Genomic DNA, 17,000 nt, shown 5'->3' on the forward strand with positions numbered 1-17,000 from the left:
AGAACTCGGAAGACTGCTTGCCGTAGCGACTTTGACGCCTGCGCAGGCCGCGCTGCTCGTCACCGATACGGTCGATCAACTCGAACTCGCGCACACCCGGGGCCACCATCCGATCCGCCTCCGAGGCGACGCCGTGATGGTGTCCGAGGATGGTCAGCTCACCATCGACTGCGTCAAGAAGGCGGGCTCCTGGGACGAGGTGCGCGTCGCGACGGCCGGACTTCTTCGCCGAATCGTGACGAACTGCCGCAACGAAGCGCTCGAGGAGAGGGTGGACGCGGCGATCGCCGAGTCGTCGGATCTCGTCGGCCTGGCGAGACGCGTTCGTTATGCTGCCGCAACCGAATTCGACGAAACCGAGGTAGGAAGGAAACGATCGCAGATCGCCGCGCTCGTCTCGGTGGTGAAGGGGCATGCTCGTCCGGTGGACGGTACGGCGGAACGGGCAGACGTGCCGCGCGTGACGGAAGAGAGGACCTTCGTCCCGAATCGACGTCGCCCGCCGGCCGGGACGGTGTGGCATCGCAAGAAGCGACGGCTGCCGCGACGCCGGACGGTCATCGCGCTGGTCGCGATCATCGCGCTCGTCGGGCTGGCGTGGGTAGCTCCCGCAGCGTGGTCGGAGCTGAATCGGGGCTGGCACACCCTTCTCGACCCGGTGGACTCGTCGATGGACGACCGGATCGATCCGGTCTCACCACCGCCACCGGTGCCCGAAGCGGCACCGGAGGCGGGCGTGCCGGGTCCCGTCGACACCGGTCTTCCCGCGAACGCCGGACCGATCACGCAGGTCGCCGCGAGCTTCGCGAACGGTCCGTGCGAGCCGGGACGATCGTGCACCGTCCGCGTCGACGTCGGGCTCGACCCTGCGGCGAATATCGGTGCGGTCACGTGGAATCTGACCGTCTACGACCGATGTACGGGCGTGACACTGCCGGGCGGGGCGATCACCCTGCCGGTGCCGGCGGGAAGCCCGGAGGCCTACGGCATCGGAAGCGTCGACCTGCCACCCGGGTCGGCGCTCGCCGTCGCCGCGGCCACCACCGTTCCTGCAGAGGCCGCGTCCGAGCCGGTGTACGTTCCCACCGAGAATGCCGCCTGTGTGCCCGGGGGCTCTCGTGACGGCGGATAGGCACCCATCCGATCCCTGGCTCGTCGCGGCGTCCGTCGCTCTGGTCGCTCTCGGCATGCTCAACATGATCTCGACGGGCATGTCGTCGCTCGCAGTGCGTCACGCCGTGCTCGCCGCCGTGGGGCTCGGTGCGATGTGGATGACCTCGCGCATGCGGATCGCCGCTCTGAGCCGTTTCGGGTGGGCGCTGTTCACCGCCTCGGTGGTCCTGCTCGCGGCGGTGCCGCTGGTGGGTATCGCGACCAAGGGCGCACAGCGCTGGCTCGATCTCGGCGTGTTCACCCTGCAGCCCTCCGAGATCGCCAAGCTCGCGCTGGTCATGGTTCCCGCCGCGATACTGGCCGGCGGATACACGCTCGGCAGGTTCGTCGGTGTCCTGATCGTGTCGGCGGTGCCGATCGCCCTGGTGGCGCTGCAACCCGACCTTTCGACCGCCGTGGTGCTCGTGGCGACCGTGCTGCTCATGCTGATCCTGGCGAGAGTCCCATTGCGGTCGCTGTTCCCGCTGTTCGCGCTCGGGCTCGCGTCGCTGCCGATGGCCGTACTGTTCCTGCGTCCGTATCAGCTCGAGCGGATCCACGTCTTCCTGTCGAACGACGCCGACCCGCAGGGATCGGGTTGGGCCGCATGGCAGGCGGACATCGCGATCGGCAGTGCGGGGTGGTGGGGCCTCGGCCGCGAACCGGACTACGACCTGCGGGCGCAATATCTCCCCGAATCGGAACACGACCTCGCCTTCGCGAGTCTCGTGTACGGGTGGGGCCTGGTGGCCGGCATCGCCGTCGTGGCGGCCGTCGTGATCATCGTGTGGCGTTCCGTGGTCGCCGCCCGCGTCGCACGCACTCGGGAGGCAGCGCTCGTCGCAGCGGGTATCGGTGGTGTGTTCGGGCTGCACACCGTGGTGTCGGTGGCCCAGAGCCTGTCGCTGCTGCCGCACACCGGCATGCCGATCCCGATTTTCAGCTACGGAGGCACCGCCTCGATCATCGGGTTCGTCTCGATCGGCTTGGTGCTCGCGGTGCGCCGCGACGGGGTGACCCGGCCGCTGTGGGTGACCGAGCCCAAGAAGCGGCGTCTGCCGCGCGGAGTGTCGGTGGGTGCGCTGACGCTGACGGCCTCGCTCGCCGCGATGTCGGTGTTCGCGTGGCAGATGCAGACCGCGCACGGCACCGAGTTCCGCGCGACGAGCGATACCCAGATGCTCCGCTGCATCCGTCTGCCCGCCGAGCGCGGCCAGATCCTCGACCGGACCGGCGTTCCCGTCGCGACCAACGTCGCCGAGTACACCGTCGCCGTGGTCGCCCGGATGTTCGCCGAAGGTGCCCCGTCGGCGCGCTACGAGCTCGCCGCGCTGCTCGGCATGCCCCCGGAGAAGCTCGACGAGGAACTGCGGAGCAGTACCGGCGGGGACATCCAGGTCGTGCTCGGACGCGTCGGGCCCGAACAGGCCCGGGCGATCGTGGACGCTCGGCTGCCCTGGGTGCTCGTCTACCCGACGGGCCGCAGACAGTACCCGCACGGGGAGATGCTGGCGTCGCTCCTCGGGTACGTCGGGATCGCGGACGAGCAGGACATGGAACTCTGGCCGACCCTCGCGCTCGGATCACGGGTCGGCAAGGCCGGGCTCGAGCGGCAGTACGACGCGTTGCTGCGCGGCGTCGACGGCAAGCAGTGCGTGTACGTCGATCCGTCAGGACGTCCGGTGGGCACGGGGGAGCGGGTGGATCCGATCCGCGGCCACGACCTGCGGTTGCATCTCGATGTCGGCATGCAGCGGGCCGCGACCGACGCGCTCGCCCAGACGGTGCGCACCAGCGGAGGCGACCTCGGCGCCGCGGTCGTGATGGACGCCCGCACCGGCGCGGTGCTGGCGCTGGCCAGCGTTCCCGGCTACGACAACAACGTCTACGGACCCCCGGCCGACCTCGCCGCGATCGCGGCGCAGACCGCGGCATCGGGTCCGGGCCGCATGCTCAACCATGCGGTGCAGACGGCAGCGCCACCGGGGTCGACGTTCAAGATCGTCACAGCGTCGACGAACGCGGCGTTCGACGTGCTGTCCCCGGATGCCTTCCTGGCGGGCGGCGCGGCCTACACCTACGGCGGTCACACCTTCGCCAATTGGCAGCCGATGGGCCCGAACAACCTGCTCGGGGCGATCCAGTGGTCCGACAACGTCTACTTCTACCAACTGGCCGACCTTCTCGGTCCCTACCGCATCGCGCAGATCGCTTCCGAGCTCGGCGCGGGTGCCCCCTCGGGGATCGATCTGCCGGCCGAGTCCGCAGGCTTCCTCGGTACCCCGGACAACGTCGAGAGCATCGGAGGTGCCTGGTATCCGGGTTCGACCCTGCTCATGGGTATCGGCCAGGGCACCGTCACGGCCACGCCGATCCAGGTCGCGCGGTGGACGGCGGGTATCGCGTCGGGTCAGATGGTGACCCCGAAGCTCGCTGCCGCCTACGGACCCGGCGACGCGGTCCCGATTCCCACCGAGCAACCTCGGCCGTTGTCGTTCGCCGACAAACTCGAACCGGTGCGCGCCGGCATGCGGGCGTCGGCCTCGGCCGGCACTGCTGGTCAGCTCGCGAGCCTGCCGGTCACGGCCGCCGCCAAGACCGGCACGGCAGAGGATCCCTCGGCACCGGGCAAGGGGCTCAACGCCTGGTTCTCCGCGGTCGTGCCCGCCGAGTCGCCGGAGGTCGTGGTGACAGCGCTGGTGCGCGGTGGCGGTTTCGGATCGGCCACCTCGGGACCGGTCGTCAAAGGTCTGCTCGAGCGTTACCTCGCGCAGCTCCGGACGCCGAATCCCTGACAGGTCAGGCGGCGTAGGCGGCGATCACGTCGGCGTGCTCGATGCACGAGGTCGCGCCCTCGGCGACGCAGGTGAGCGGACGCTCGGCGGTCTTCACCGGCAGGCCGAAGGCCTCCTCGAGCAGTTGCGGCACGCCGCGCAGCATCGATCCGCCGCCGATCGCCAGGATGCCTTCGGCCATCACGTCGCTGATCGCGCGCGGCGGCAGGTCGTCCAGGCAGCTCGACAGCGTCTGCACGATGCTCGTCGTCGTGGGCCGGACCGCATCCATGATCTCTTCGGTCTCGAGTGTCACCAGACGCGCGCGGCCGGTCGCGGCGTCGCGACCTTCCACCACGAGCGACCGTTCGTCGGCGGTCTCGGGCGCACCCACCTTGGCGCGCTCGGCAGTGAGTTCGCCGACGATGATCTGGTGTTCGGCGCGGAGATACCGGAGGATCGCGCTCGTCAGGTCGTCCCCGGCGATGCGGCAACTGCGGTGCGACAGGACACCGCCGTAGCAGAGAGCGGTGACTTCCGCAGTGCCGCCGCCGATGTCGACGACGAGATGGGTTCGGGGCTCGAGCGGGTCGATCCCGCACCCGATGGCACCGGCGACCGGCTCGGGAATCAATCCGACCTTCCGCAGACCGGCCTCGTGCCCCACCTCGAGCAGCGCACGACGCTCGAGCGGCGTGGCCCCGGCGGGAGCCGCGATGACGCCCACGGGCCGGATGCCGTAGCGACGTCGGGGCGCGAGCTGGGCGAGCACGGCCGTGACGAATGTCCGTGCCGTTTCGAGATCCACGATCACCCCGTCGCGTATGGGGTGGACGGGAGTGATCCCACCGGGTGTGCGGTCGACGAGGTCACTCGCCTCCTTGCCGATCGCGAGCGCTCGGCGCGGTTCCTTCGTCCGCACGATCATCAGCGACGGTTCGTTGAGCACTATGCCCTCGTCGGGCGTTCCGACTACGGTGTTGGCTGTTCCGAGATCGATACCGAATCCACGCACGTCGGCCTCCGAGAGGATCCCAGCGAAATTTTCCGGATGGTGTCCAACGGCATCGTGATGATGTCGTGTACCGCTCAGGTTACCGCCGCCGAATTCTGTTACGCGCGTTGTTCACCGGAATGATATGCCGCGTTGTGCCGCTGAGTGCCCCGCTCGTCTCGGATGACCGGATCAGGCGGGATCGAGTTGCAGCACAACCTCGACGCGACCGCGTTCGTCGCGTGTCGCGACGGCGTGGCCGGTGCGTTCCTCGTCGTCGAGTTGGATGCTCATGGGAGCACCGGCGCCGAGAAAGTTGCGCCACCAGGACTTCTCGTCGGGCATCGCGACGCCGATCGTCACGGAGTCGCCCGAACGTCGGTAACTGATCGGCAACGTGATCGTCCTGCCGGATTTTCGACCCGTGTACCTGATCGGTGCGACATAGCTGCGGATCCGGCTACCGATGACGGGTAGACCGGCGGCTGCCATGACCATGGAGTTGAAGGGGCCTGCGAGACGGAACAACGTACCGGAAACTGTCATGTCTACCTCCCGCAGACACGGTACGGGAAGGCGTAACCGTCCGACATCGGTTCGACTTCGGCCGGCCCACGACGATCTTCGCGCAGTGGGCCGACGCGCACGTCGACGAGTTCCGCTGAGGTCTGTTCCTCTGCCGAGCCCTACCCCTCTTCGGACGCGGTGCCAGGAGGAACCGGTATCACCGCGGTCGTCAGGGTGATGCGCATCCGGTCGTCACCGGTATCCGTGCGATACGGGGCGAGGATGTCGGCGAGCCTGTTCTGGATATCCGCGAGATCGTCGGTCGTGACGTAGAGCGGGGTGGTCCCGAAACCCAGATAGTCCCGCAGGCTCCGGTCGTCGTCCCCGATGAACTTGTCGAAGCTCTCGCCGAGCGCACCCAGGAAGGTGACGAAGGCATTGCGCAGTTCGGCGTCGCTCATCGCGGCGAGGTCGTCGTGGCCGATGTGTGCCATGCGGTCGCCGAGCGCGAGGGTGCGTTCGACGGTTCCGCGCACGCGACGTTCGTCGACGACGGTGACGATCTCGGCGTCGATCAATGCTGCGACGTGTCGGTAGAGCGTGGCCTGGGTGACGTCGGGGAGTGCCGACCGGAGTTCGCTCGTGGTCAGCTGCCGTCCTCCGAGTTGCTGCACGATCCGCAGTCGAACCGGGTGCAGCACGACTTCCGCGATCGGGGACGTCTTCGCCATCGGTACCTACCCATCATTGTTATCACCGTGATAATGTTCTCAGTGCTGTAGTCAGTTTACCGTCGACGGAAGGTCCGACGTCATGGCCCAAACGACATACGACAACGCAACCCTCCACCTGTCCTTCTCTCGGTGGGAAGCCTTCATGGTCCGCCGAACCGCGATGGAGGTGCCGATCTCGGCGATCACCGGCGTGGAGGTCCTTCCGGGATGGACGTCCGAGATCCTCGGCATCAGATCGGGCATGGTGATCTCCGGCTTCTTGAAGGTGGGCACCTTCCGGCACCCGCGCGGCATCAAACGCCTGGTCGTCATGAAGCGAGGCCATCCGGTGCTGCGCGTCGCGCTGGGCGGCCCGGGCGTCGAGTTCGACGAACTTCTCCTGAGCTCTCCGGAGGCGTACACCCTCGCGGACGGCCTGCGTTCGGCCGGGGTTCGATGAGCGGCGGCGTCAGTCGGTGAGTTCCGCGAAGAGCCCCTGCGCCGCCTCCACGGTGGCGTCCTCGTCGCCGGCGATGACTGCGGCGACCAAGGTGGTGTGTTCGGGTTCGAAACCCAGGCCCGTGACGCGGACGTGCCGGTCGATGGTGCGGCGGATCGACGGAAGCAGCGAGTCGTAGAACTCGAGGTACACCGCGTTGTGGCTGGCCTCGACGATGCCGCGGTGCAGGGCGACGTCGGCGGCCACCGCGGCGTCGATGTCGGATCCGGCGAACAATCGGTTGCGCTCGGCGAGCAACTGTTCGAGCCGGGCCACGTCGTCGGGGGTGCGCCGGCGCGCGGCCAGGACGGCGGCGGTGACGTCGAGGGCCTGCCGCAGTTCGAGCACGTCGCGTTCGTGGGCCGTGGCGAAATACTTGCCGAGGGTGCCGGTGACGTCGGAGGTCGCGAGGACGTAGGTGCCCGAGCCCTGGCGACGTTCGAGCATGCCGGTGTGGACGAGGACCTGCACGGCTTCGCGGACGGTGTTGCGGCCGGTGCCGGTGAATTCGCACAGGTGCGGTTCGGTGGGGATCTTCTCACCGACCTTCCAGCGACCGCTGCAGATCTCACTGCGCAACTGCTCGGTGACCTGCTCGATCAGGTTCGTTCGCTGAACAGGTTTTCCCGAAGTCATCCCATCATCCTATGATTTCCGGTGTGAGTCTTCTGCGTGGCCGGCTGCTGGTGTTCTGTGCGATCGCGATGTCGGCCCTCGTGCTGAGAGTTGCGGTCACCTCGTTCAGCCCGCTCGCCGCGCAGATCAGTGAGGAGATCGGCTTCTCGTCCACGGTCGTCGGTGTCTTCGGCATGATCCCGACCGCGATGTTCGCGGCCTTCGGCCTCGCCACCCCGGCGCTCGGCCGACGATGGGGACTCGAACGCACCGCGCTGATCGCCATGCTCATGGCCGGCGTGGGCATGGCGACCCGCGCGCTCATGACCGACACCTGGTCGCTGCTGCTCCTGTCGGGGCTCGCGCTCGGTGGGATGGGCATCGGCAACGTCGTCATCCCTCCTCTGGTCAAGCGCTACTTCTCCGACACGCTGGCACCCGTCAGCTCGGTGTACATCGTCGGCGTGCAGCTGAGCACAATCGTGCCCGCCTTCGTCGCGGTTCCTCTCGCCGACGCCTTCGGCTGGCGCGTCTCGCTCGGAGTGTGGGCGCTCGTCGGATTCGCTGCGGCCGTTCCGTGGGTGTGGGTGCTGCTGCGTCATCGGAATGCCGATGCCGGGGAAGTGGCTCCCGTCGACCGGAACGTCGACGGCAGGGTCTGGCGGTCGCCGGTGGGTTGGGGGATGGTCGGCATGTTCGGCATGACGTCGCTCGTCACCTATTCGATGTTCACGTGGATCCCGGACATCCTTGCCGACGCCGGTGCCAGCCCCGCTTTCGGAGGCGCGATGGTGGGGCTGTTCGCCCTGCTCGGACTGGTCTCCGCATTCGGCGCTCCGTCGCTGTGCGCGCGGATGACGAATCCGTTCCCCGTGGTCGTGGCGTGCGCGTCGTGCTTCCTCGTCGCCTTCGCAGGCCTGTGGATCGCGCCGATGAGCGCACCGATCCTGTGGATCGTGCTGCTCGGACTCGGGCCGAGCACGTTCCCGATGGCCCTGACCCTCATCAATCTGCGCTCCCGCAGCCACGCCGGATCCGCAGCCCTGTCGGGATTCACCCAGGGTGTCGGCTACACCGTGGCGTGCCTGGGCCCGCTGCTGTTCGGTGTCTTCCACGACCTCACCTCGGGCTGGGCGGCCTCGTTCGCCTTCATGACGGTCGCCGTCGCGGTACTGGTGGCCGGCGCCTATCAGGCCTGCAAGCCGCGGGTGGTCGAGGACAGCTGGAACACCCGCCCGATCTCGGTGGGTTAGACACCGCTCAGCGGGGACGAACCCACCCAAGTCATATGGCTGCTCTACTGGAAGGAGATTCCGAGAGCAGAGGAGGACCTCGATGAGCGACACGAAGCCGAACACCGTCTCCGCGGAGTGGCTGTACGAGCAGTTGGGGGACGAGGACCTCGTCATCGTCGACGCCACCGTGCACCTCAGCACGCCGCCGGACGGGTCCGTGCACATCGAACCCGGGTTGGCGACCTACCTGGAAGAGCACATTCCCGGCGCGGTCTACGCCGACCTGTTCACGGACTTCTCCGATCACGAAGCGCCGCAACCGTTCACCGCGGCGTCGTCGGAACGGTTCGCCACCGCCGCCGGTGCGGTCGGCATCGGTGAAGGCCGCCGCGTGGTGCTGTACGACCAGAAGAACGGCATCTGGGCCGCGCGACTGTGGTGGCAGCTGCGGCTCGAAGGCTTCGACGACGCCGCCGTGCTCGACGGCGGACTGCCCGCCTGGAAGGCTGCCGGCTATCCGCTCTCCGACGAGCAGGTGGTCCCGCACGGCGCGACCTTCACCTCGCAGCATCGGCCCGAGCTCGTGCGGTCGACGGAGGAGATCGCGGCGTCGCTCGACGACCCGAACACGCTGGTCATCAACGCCCTGGATCCTGCGACCTACCGCGGCGAGAGCCCGTCCTACCCGCGGCGCGGACACATCCCCGGCAGCATCAACATCCCCTTCGGCGACCTCGTCGACCCGTCGACCGGACGCTTGAAGCCGGCGGCGGAACTGCGCGAGATCTTCGACAAGGCGGGTGCCCTGAATCCGGACGTCAAGCCGGTGACCTACTGTGGCGGCGGCATCGCGGCCTCCGGACTTGCGCACGCGCTCGCAGCTGCAGGTCGGTCGGACGTTGCGGTGTACGACGGTTCGCTCAACGCGTGGACCGCCGACGAATCCCTGCCGCTCGTGGAGGGCCCCGACCCCCGCTGATCCTCCGAAACTTCGGTGTTCTCGACGTCGTATAGCGCCGTCGAGAACACCGAAGTCGGTTTCACCGTTGCATCAGTTAGAGCAAACATGATCTAATCGCTGCCACAAGCGAAAGGCGGCGATGATGATCGCATTTCTGAACTCGACGGCATTCACCGCACTCGGTACGCCCACCACCTGGGCCGAAGTGTTCGGCTTCGTCAGCGGCGCGTGGTGCGTGTATCTGGTGGGACGGCAGTCGATCCTCAACTGGCCGATCGGGATCGCCAACAACCTCGTGTGGATCCTGCTCTTCGCGACCGCCGGGCTCTACGCCGATTCCGGACTGCAGGTCGTGTACATCGTGCTCGCCGTGTGGGGTTGGAGCAACTGGGCGCGGGGCAGGGACGGGGATGCCCTGCCGGTGACGGGCACGAACACGACCGAGTGGAGCGTGCTCGCGGTCGTCGGTGTCGCTGCGGTGATCGGGCTGACAGCGTTGCTGGAGGTCGCGACGAACTCGACCGTCGCGTTCTGGGACGCGACCACCACCGTGCTGTCGTTGCTCGCGACGTGGGGGCAGGCGAAGAAGCGGTGGGAGTCGTGGCTGCTCTGGATCGTCGCCGACCTGATCTACATCCCGCTCTACCTGCACAAGGGACTGACGCTCACGGCGTTGCTCTACGCAGGTTTCCTGCTCCTGTGCGTTCGGGGCCTGGTTGCCTGGCGACGCTCCATGGCGGTCGAGCGGCAACTGGTGGAGGTGCAGTGATGTATCGGCACGCACTCGTCATCGGGAAGTTCTATCCACCTCACATCGGTCACCATCACCTCGTCCGGCGCGCTGCGGAAATCGCCGAACGCGTCACCATCGTCGTCATGTCCTCTGCAGCAGAGACGACTCCGCTGGGTGACCGCGTGTCGTGGATGCGCGAATCACACGCCGTCGACACGACGGTCACCGTGACGGGAATTCCGTGCGACGCACCGATGGACCTGGAATCGGACACCGTATGGGCCGCGCAGGTCGCCTGTATGAAAGCAGCCGCGCGCACCGTCACCGATGTTCCGGTCGATGCGGTGGTCTCCAGCGAGAAGTACGGCGACGAGCTCGCGCGACGCTTCTCGGCCACGCACGTATGCGTCGACCCGCTCCGTGTCGCGCATCCCGCCTCCGGCACAGCCTGCCGTAATGATCTCGCCGGGCGCTGGGACGATCTCGACGCACCGGCCCGTGCCGGCCTCACGACCCGCATCGTCGTCCTCGGCTCCGAATCCACGGGCACCACCACCGTGAGCCGAGAGTTGGTGCGTCGATTCCGAAATCGCGGTGGTGTGTGGGAACGGACCGGCTGGGTGCCGGAATACGGACGACAGGTCACCTACGACAAGCTCCGCACCGGAGAAGTGAGCGACATCATCTGGACCGGCGACGATTTCAAGAACATCGCCGTCGAGCAGACGCGACTCGAGGAACAGGCAGCACGGGAAGGGTCTCCGCTGCTCGTCTGCGACACCGACGCGTTCGCAACCACCGTGTGGGAGCGACGCTATCTCGGCAGCAGCGAACGGGCCTGGCGCGGCGTCCGCGGCCGGCGAGCGTTGTACCTGCTCACCGATCACCACGGGGTTCCGTTCGTGCAGGACGGCATCCGGGACGGCGAACACATCCGCGCGGAGATGACGGAGTGGTTCGTCGACGCGCTCACTGCCACGGGACGCTCGTGGGTGATGCTCACCGGCAGTCTCGAGGAGCGGGTCGACCTGGCGGAACTGGTGGCGGACCAGGCATTGCGGCTGGGCTCGCAGTTCGGCGCGCCGCTGTAGCGTCGAAATTCGTCTTCCCCTTCTCACGTTATACCGGATCCTTGGCCCTCATGAGGATCGAAAAGTGGGTTCATACTCGCCCACACAGCATTGAAGCCGCAGGTGGGGAGCTGGAATGGGTTACATACAGAATTTTCGGGAGACCGACCGTACGGCGGTGTCGATCGTGGGTGGCAAGGGAGCGAGCCTGGGGGAGTTGTGGCGCCTCGACGACGTCGACGTGCCCGACGGGTTCTGCGTGACGACGGACGCCTATCGAACGGTGCTCTCCGAGCTACCGTGTGTCGACGACCTGCTCGAGCGACTCGCGAAGGCCGAACCCGACGACATCGCAGCGCTGAGCACGCAGATCCGTACGGCGATCGAAGAGTGCACGATCCCCGGTGACATCGCGGAGGAGATCGCCGCGCACGTTCGCGAACTCGGTGAGGACGTGCCCGTCGCGGTGCGCTCGAGCGCGACCGCCGAGGACCTGCCGACGGTGTCGTTCGCCGGGCAACAGGACAGCTACCTGGACATCCGGGGAGTCGAGGACGTTCTCCGGCACGTGAGCAGGTGCTGGGCCTCGTTGTTCACCGAGCGTGCCGTCGCCTACCGGGTGAACAACGGTTTCGGCCACCGGAAGGTGTACATGGCCGTGGTCGTGCAGAGGATGGTGTTCCCGCAGGCATCGGGTGTGCTGTTCACCGCCGATCCCGTCACTTCGGACCGCACGGTGTCCCGGGTGGATGCGGTCGCCGGACTCGGTGACGACCTGGTGTCGGGCCTGGTGAACGCCGACGCGTACGCGGTGCGTGCCGACGAGGTCGTGGACCGGACGCAACGGCAGGAGACACCGGTGCTGAGCGACACGCACCTCGTCGAACTCGTCGGGTTGGGCAGGCGCCTCGAAGCGCACTTCGGGCGACCCCAGGACATCGAATGGTGCCTGGCCGACGGCGTCTTCCGCATCGTGCAGAGTCGACCGATCACCACGCTGTTCCCCGTCCCGGAGGCCGGCGACGACGACAATCACGTGTACCTGTCCGTCGGACATCAGCAGATGATGACCGATCCGCTGAAACCGTTGGGAATCTCCGTGTGGCAGTTGACCAGCCGTGCGCCCATGCGACACGCGGGTGGGCGGCTGTTCGTCGACGTCACGCCCATGCTGGCCTCACCCACCCAGGGACCGGGCATCGTGGACATGATCGGCAGTTCCGACCCGCTCTTCGGCGACGCGCTGCGAACCGTGCTCGATCGAGGATTCGTCCCGACGCGCCCGGACGACCCGGCTGCCGCACCGGTCGGTCTGCCGCCTGTTCCGGACGAGATCGATCCGGCCGTCGTGCCCGAACTCGTCGCGCGCAACGAGGCCGCGATCGCCGAATCGGCGCGTCGCATCGAGAACGAAACCGGTTCGGCACTGCTCGATTTCATCCGCGCCGACATCCGCGAGCTGCAAGAGTCGTTGTTCGGTAAACAGGTCGGAGAGGTGCTCGCCGCCGGTATGCAAGCGGCCGAGCGTCTCAACGAGGTGGGGCAGGAATGGCTGGGGGAGAAGAACGTTGCGGACGTCGTCTCGCGCTCGGTGCCCTACAACGTCACTTCGGAGATGGGGTTGGCGCTGCTCGACGTCGCCGATGCCGCACGCCCGTACCCGGACGTCGTGGCGTTCCTGCGGCAAGTCGACGAGGAGGGCTTCGACGACGCACGCTTCCTCGACGAACTCGGCGCGCGTAAGGGCGGACCGCAGGTACGAGCGGCACTCGAGGACTTCCTCGACAAGTACGGCAGACGGTGTGTCGGGGAAATCGACATCACCCGGCCCAGATGGGGTGAGCGCCCCACGATGCTGGTCCCGATGATCGTGAGCAATCTCGACAACTTCGAAACCGGTGCCGCGGCACAGCGTTTCGACGATGGTCGCCGCCAGGCGGAGGAGAAGAAGGGCGAACTCCTCGAACGTGTGCGGGGTCTGCCCGACGGAGAGCAGAAGGAGCGGGAGATCGAGAGGCTCGTCGACCGGGTCCGCGCTTTCGCGGGATATCGGGAGTATCCGAAGTACGGCATGATCGGCCGCTACTTCGTCTACAAGCAGGCATTGTTGCGGGAGGCGGAACGTCTCGTCCGAGCCGGGGTGATCGACGACGAGGAGGACATTTTCTTCCTGCGGTTCGACGAACTCGAGGACGTGGTTCGCGCGCCACAACCGGTCGGTGACCTCGTTGCAGAGCGGAAGCGGGAGTTCGCATCGTTCGCCACGCTCACGCCGCCTCGGGTGCTGCTGTCGACAGGTGAGACGCTCACCGGTGCGTACAGCCGTGACGGCCTGCCCGACGGGGCGCTACCCGGTATCGCGGTGTCCACCGGTGTCGTGGAGGGCCGCGCCCGCGTGGTCACCGACCTGGACCGGGCCGATCTCGAACCCGGTGACATCCTGGTCACCACGTTCACCGACCCCAGCTGGACCCCGGCGTTCGTCACCGTCAGCGCGCTGGTCACGGAGGTCGGCGGGGTGATGACCCACGGCGCGGTCATCGCGCGCGAGTACGGGCTGCCGGCCGTCGTGGGTGTCGAGGACGCGACCCGCATCATCCGCGACGGACAGCGCATCCGCGTGCACGGCACGGAAGGGTACGTCGAGATCCTGTCCTGACCGGCGCCTCGGCAGCGCGACGTGTGAGGATTGTCGTCGTCGTGCAGCGGAGGAGGCCGAGTGAAGAGTGTCGAGGCGGCGGAGAGCAGGACGTTGCCGGTCTACGAGGCCGGCGAGATCGACGTGCCGTTCGTCATCGCAGGCATGGACGAACTCGTCTCCCGCGAGACCCGCTTCGAGCCGCATTCGCACCCGACGCACGAGCTGCTGTGGAACGACCGGGGCGCGTCCAGCGCGACCATCGGGTCGCGCACATGGACCATCACCTCGACGATGGGACTGTGGATTCCGGCGGGCCTGCTGCACTGGGGTGTCCTGCCCGCCGGAACCTGGTACCGCACCGCGCATTTCGGGATCGACTCCGCTCCCTCGCTGTCCGACGGTCCGGTGGCGGTGGAGATGACGTCCCTGCTGCGACTGCTGCTCGACCGGCTGGCGGACGATCGTCTCGGCGACGAGTCGCGGTCGTTGACCGAGCGCATGGTGCTCGACGTGCTCACCCCCGCCGAGCACGAACTGATGGTGCAGGTGCCGTCGTCGACGGTCGTGCGACCGATCGTCGAGGCGATCGCCGAGGACCCGAGCGATCCGCGGACGCTCTCGGACTGGGCGGCCGAACTCGGGGTGAGCACCCGCACCATCACCCGCACCTTCCGGGCGGAGACCGGCCTGAGTCTCGGACGCTGGGTCGCGGCGGTCCGTGCGCAGCGGGCGGTGATGCTGCTCGGCCACGGCACAGATGTCGACGACGTCGCCGAACAGGTGGGCTACCGATCGGCGAGCGCGTTCGGGGCGGCCTTCCGCAGGGTCACCGGCACGACGCCCGGGGTGTTCCGCGTGGGCTGATGTCCCGATCGCTACAGGGGCTGTCCCGATCGAGCGATTGCGCAGGATCCGGGCGAACATTACGGTTTAGGCAAACCTCGCCTAACTGCCGCCGGTAGTGAGGCCGAGCCCGCACCCCGTACGAGAGTGAGTTCTGCCTCCATGCGTTCGAAGCGCCTCCTGACGATCGCCGCCGCATCCGTCGCGGTCGCCCTCGGTCTCACCGCCTGTGGATCCTCCGACTCCTCGGACACCGCCGACTCCGGCTCCGCCGGTTCGGGCGAGTACCCGATCACCATCGAGCACGCGCTCGGCACCGTGACCCTCGACGAGAAACCCGAACGCGTCGCCACGGTCAACTGGGCCAACCACGAGGTGCCGCTTGCGCTCGGCGTCGTACCCGTGGGTATGGCAGCCGCCAACTTCGGTGACGACGACGGCAACGGCATGCTGCCGTGGGTCGAGGAACGTCTCGAGGAACTCGGCGCCGAGACCCCCGTGCTGTTCGACGAGACCGACGGCATCGACTTCGAGGCCGTGTCCGACACGAACCCCGACGTCATCCTCGCCGCCTACTCCGGTCTGACGCAGGAGGACTACGAGACCCTCAGCGAGATCGCTCCCGTCGTCGCGTACCCGGAGGCTCCCTGGGCCACCTCGTGGCGCGACATGATCGAGCTCAACAGCGCCGGCCTGGGCATGGCCGAGGAGGGCGAGGAGCTCGTCGCGAGCCTCGAACAGGAGATCGCCGACGCGGCCGCCGCCCACCCCGAACTCGAGGGCAAGGCGACGATGTTCCTCACCCACGTCGACACCGCCGACCTGAGCCAGGTCAGCTTCTACACCGCCAACGACACCCGCGCCGCCTTCTTCGAGGACCTCGGACTGGCCACCCCGAAGAGCGTCGCGGACGCCTCCACCGACGACGCCTTCTCCAAGAAGGTCAGCGCCGAGCAGGTCGACGTCTTCGACGACGTGCAGATCATCGTCACCTACGGCGACCAGGCGCTCGTCGACGCGCTCGAGGCCGACCCGCTGCTGTCGCAGATGCCCGCCGTCCGCAACGGCTCGATCGTCTTCCTCGACGGCTCCGGCCCGCTCGGCACCGCAGCGAACCCGACGCCGCTGGCGATCTCCTGGGTTCTGTCCGACTACGTCCAGCTGCTCTCCGACGCAGCCGCCAAGACGAACGCGGAGTGACCGCACTACACGACGAGTCGATGCCGAGCGCCTCCGAGAAGGAGAGCTCGGCCATCGGCAATTCCGTCTGGCTTCTCGTTCTGCTCGGTGTGCTCGTCCTGCTGGTGATCGCATCGATCACGATCGGTTCGCGCAACGTCGACTGGGCCGACATCGTCGCGGCCCTCGGCGGCGCCACCGACAACATCGGTCAGGGCGCGATCGCCAAACGCATCCCGCGCACGGTGCTCGCGATGCTGGTCGGCGCGGCGCTCGGTCTCGCCGGCGCAGTGATGCAGGGGGTGACCCGTAATCCCTTGGCGGACCCGGGCATTCTCGGCGTCAACATGGGTGCCTCGCTCGCCGTCGTGATCGGCATGGCATGGTTCGGATTGTGGACGCAGACGTCGATGATCTGGGTCGCGATCATCGGTGCCGCCGCCGCTGCGGTGTTCGTCTACACGATCGGGTCGCTCGGGCGCGGGGGAGCGACACCCCTCAAACTCGCCCTCGCCGGTGCCGCCACCTCGGCGGCGCTCGCGTCGTTCGTCACCGCCGTGATCCTGCCGCGCGGCGACATCGCCGGCAGCGTGCGGTCGTGGCAGATCGGTGGCGTGGGCGGAGCGAACTTCGACGCCATCTCCCAGGCGCTGCCGTTCTTCGTCGTCGGCTTCGCCATCTGCCTGCTGTCGGCGCGCAGCCTCAATTCGCTCGCGCTCGGCGACGACATGGCCGCCGGTCTCGGCGAGCGTGTCGCTCTCGCCCGTGGCGTCGCCTCGCTCGGTGCGGTGCTGTTGTGCGGGGCGGCGACCGCCATCGCCGGTCCCATCGCGTTCGTCGGCCTCGTCGTGCCGCACCTGTGCCGGTTGCTCATCGGCATCGACAACCGGTGGTTGCTGCCGTTTTCGGCTCTCGTCGGCGCGGGATTGCTCACCGCCGCCGATGTCGTCGGCCGCATCGTGGCGCGACCCGCCGAAATCGACGTCGGCATCATCACCGCGCTCATCGGAGCGCCCTTCTTCGTGTACATCGTCCGACGGCAGAAACTGCGCGAACTGTGACCGCCACACTCGAGACCATCGAC

At 67.7% G+C, this 17,000-nt stretch carries 15 protein-coding genes; 11 read left to right on the forward strand and 4 right to left on the reverse strand.

The window, feature by feature from the left end; translation table 11 throughout:
- Positions 1 to 31 precede the first annotated feature (31 nt).
- Complete coding sequence (locus RBB84_RS03575) at positions 32 to 1,132, forward strand: hypothetical protein (protein WP_064256655.1); 1,101 nt, start codon at positions 32 to 34, stop codon at positions 1,130 to 1,132.
- On the forward strand, positions 1,092 to 3,947 hold the full coding sequence (locus tag RBB84_RS03580) for an FtsW/RodA/SpoVE family cell cycle protein (RefSeq protein WP_197481862.1): 2,856 nt from the start codon (positions 1,092 to 1,094) through the stop codon (positions 3,945 to 3,947). The genes RBB84_RS03575 and RBB84_RS03580 overlap by 41 nt, the downstream gene beginning before the upstream one ends.
- 4 nt (positions 3,948 to 3,951) lie before the next feature.
- On the opposite strand, the gene RBB84_RS03585 is transcribed toward RBB84_RS03580, so the two are convergent.
- The 3 genes from RBB84_RS03585 to RBB84_RS03595 all read right to left on the reverse strand — a co-directional run bounded on the left by RBB84_RS03585 (position 3,952) and on the right by RBB84_RS03595 (position 6,158).
- Complete coding sequence (locus RBB84_RS03585; protein WP_064256653.1) at positions 3,952 to 4,941, reverse strand: rod shape-determining protein; 990 nt, start codon at positions 4,939 to 4,941, stop codon at positions 3,952 to 3,954.
- A gap of 171 nt (positions 4,942 to 5,112) precedes the next feature.
- Positions 5,113 to 5,466, reverse strand: coding sequence for a hypothetical protein (locus RBB84_RS03590; protein ID WP_064256652.1), 354 nt, complete (start codon positions 5,464 to 5,466; stop codon positions 5,113 to 5,115).
- Between the two features lie 140 nt (positions 5,467 to 5,606).
- A complete protein-coding gene (locus tag RBB84_RS03595; RefSeq protein WP_064256651.1) occupies positions 5,607 to 6,158 on the reverse strand; it encodes a helix-turn-helix domain-containing protein in 552 nt (183 codons plus the stop codon).
- Positions 6,159 to 6,240: 82 nt separating this feature from the next.
- Between RBB84_RS03595 and RBB84_RS03600 the strand changes: the two genes are divergently transcribed.
- Positions 6,241 to 6,600, forward strand: a complete 360-nt coding sequence (locus RBB84_RS03600) for a hypothetical protein (protein ID WP_064256650.1) — start codon at positions 6,241 to 6,243, stop codon at positions 6,598 to 6,600.
- Positions 6,601 to 6,609: 9 nt separating this feature from the next.
- Here RBB84_RS03600 and RBB84_RS03605 read toward each other — a convergent pair whose 3' ends face one another.
- Positions 6,610 to 7,275: an FCD domain-containing protein gene (locus tag RBB84_RS03605; protein WP_350247178.1), complete on the reverse strand. Its 666-nt coding sequence runs from the start codon at positions 7,273 to 7,275 to the stop codon at positions 6,610 to 6,612.
- An 11-nt stretch (positions 7,276 to 7,286) separates the two neighbouring features.
- On the opposite strand from RBB84_RS03605, the gene RBB84_RS03610 reads away from it, so the two are divergent.
- The 8 genes from RBB84_RS03610 (at position 7,287) to RBB84_RS03645 (ending at position 16,977) form a co-directional block, all read left to right on the forward strand.
- A complete protein-coding gene (locus RBB84_RS03610; protein WP_350247180.1) occupies positions 7,287 to 8,507 on the forward strand; it encodes an MFS transporter in 1,221 nt (406 codons plus the stop codon).
- An 82-nt stretch (positions 8,508 to 8,589) separates the two neighbouring features.
- A complete protein-coding gene (locus RBB84_RS03615; RefSeq protein WP_064256649.1) occupies positions 8,590 to 9,468 on the forward strand; it encodes a sulfurtransferase in 879 nt (292 codons plus the stop codon).
- Positions 9,469 to 9,589: 121 nt separating this feature from the next.
- Positions 9,590 to 10,219 carry a nicotinamide riboside transporter PnuC gene (pnuC, locus tag RBB84_RS03620; RefSeq protein ID WP_064256648.1) on the forward strand — a complete coding sequence of 210 codons (630 nt, stop codon included), beginning with the start codon at positions 9,590 to 9,592 and terminating at the stop codon, positions 10,217 to 10,219.
- Positions 10,219 to 11,274, forward strand: coding sequence for an AAA family ATPase (locus tag RBB84_RS03625; RefSeq protein WP_064256647.1), 1,056 nt, complete (start codon positions 10,219 to 10,221; stop codon positions 11,272 to 11,274). Before pnuC ends, RBB84_RS03625 begins: the two co-directional genes overlap by 1 nt.
- Positions 11,275 to 11,389: 115 nt before the next feature.
- Positions 11,390 to 13,912 (forward strand): phosphoenolpyruvate synthase, encoded by a 2,523-nt coding sequence (locus RBB84_RS03630; protein ID WP_350247183.1) that lies wholly within the window; start codon positions 11,390 to 11,392, stop codon positions 13,910 to 13,912.
- Between the two features lie 60 nt (positions 13,913 to 13,972).
- Positions 13,973 to 14,758, forward strand: a complete 786-nt coding sequence (locus RBB84_RS03635; protein ID WP_064256645.1) for an AraC family transcriptional regulator — start codon at positions 13,973 to 13,975, stop codon at positions 14,756 to 14,758.
- Positions 14,759 to 14,899: 141 nt separating this feature from the next.
- Positions 14,900 to 15,937 (forward strand): iron-siderophore ABC transporter substrate-binding protein, encoded by a 1,038-nt coding sequence (locus RBB84_RS03640; RefSeq protein ID WP_024103629.1) that lies wholly within the window; start codon positions 14,900 to 14,902, stop codon positions 15,935 to 15,937.
- A gap of 20 nt (positions 15,938 to 15,957) precedes the next feature.
- Entirely contained in the window at positions 15,958 to 16,977 is a 1,020-nt protein-coding gene (locus tag RBB84_RS03645) for an iron ABC transporter permease (RefSeq protein WP_064256672.1), read from the forward strand.
- The last annotated feature ends 23 nt before the right edge of the window (positions 16,978 to 17,000 follow it).

Source organism: Rhodococcus sp. D-6 (assembly GCF_040256695.1).
Taxonomy (GTDB): domain Bacteria; phylum Actinomycetota; class Actinomycetes; order Mycobacteriales; family Mycobacteriaceae; genus Rhodococcus; species Rhodococcus pyridinivorans.

Excerpts from the sequence above, each read along its gene's own strand:
- RBB84_RS03580 (WP_197481862.1), top strand. The coding sequence starts at position 1,092 with ATGCCGCCTGTGTGCCCGGGGGCTCTCGTGACGGCGGATAGGCACCCA.
- RBB84_RS03590 (WP_064256652.1), bottom strand. The coding sequence starts at position 5,466 with ATGACAGTTTCCGGTACGTTGTTCCGTCTCGCAGGCCCCTTCAACTCC.
- RBB84_RS03595 (WP_064256651.1), bottom strand. The coding sequence starts at position 6,158 with ATGGCGAAGACGTCCCCGATCGCGGAAGTCGTGCTGCACCCGGTTCGA.
- RBB84_RS03600 (WP_064256650.1), top strand. The coding sequence starts at position 6,241 with ATGGCCCAAACGACATACGACAACGCAACCCTCCACCTGTCCTTCTCT.
- RBB84_RS03605 (WP_350247178.1), bottom strand. The coding sequence starts at position 7,275 with ATGACTTCGGGAAAACCTGTTCAGCGAACGAACCTGATCGAGCAGGTC.
- RBB84_RS03610 (WP_350247180.1), top strand. The coding sequence starts at position 7,287 with ATGATTTCCGGTGTGAGTCTTCTGCGTGGCCGGCTGCTGGTGTTCTGT.
- RBB84_RS03615 (WP_064256649.1), top strand. The coding sequence starts at position 8,590 with ATGAGCGACACGAAGCCGAACACCGTCTCCGCGGAGTGGCTGTACGAG.
- pnuC (WP_064256648.1), top strand. The coding sequence starts at position 9,590 with ATGATGATCGCATTTCTGAACTCGACGGCATTCACCGCACTCGGTACG.
- RBB84_RS03625 (WP_064256647.1), top strand. The coding sequence starts at position 10,219 with ATGTATCGGCACGCACTCGTCATCGGGAAGTTCTATCCACCTCACATC.
- RBB84_RS03630 (WP_350247183.1), top strand. The coding sequence starts at position 11,390 with ATGGGTTACATACAGAATTTTCGGGAGACCGACCGTACGGCGGTGTCG.
- RBB84_RS03640 (WP_024103629.1), top strand. The coding sequence starts at position 14,900 with ATGCGTTCGAAGCGCCTCCTGACGATCGCCGCCGCATCCGTCGCGGTC.
- RBB84_RS03645 (WP_064256672.1), top strand. The coding sequence starts at position 15,958 with ATGCCGAGCGCCTCCGAGAAGGAGAGCTCGGCCATCGGCAATTCCGTC.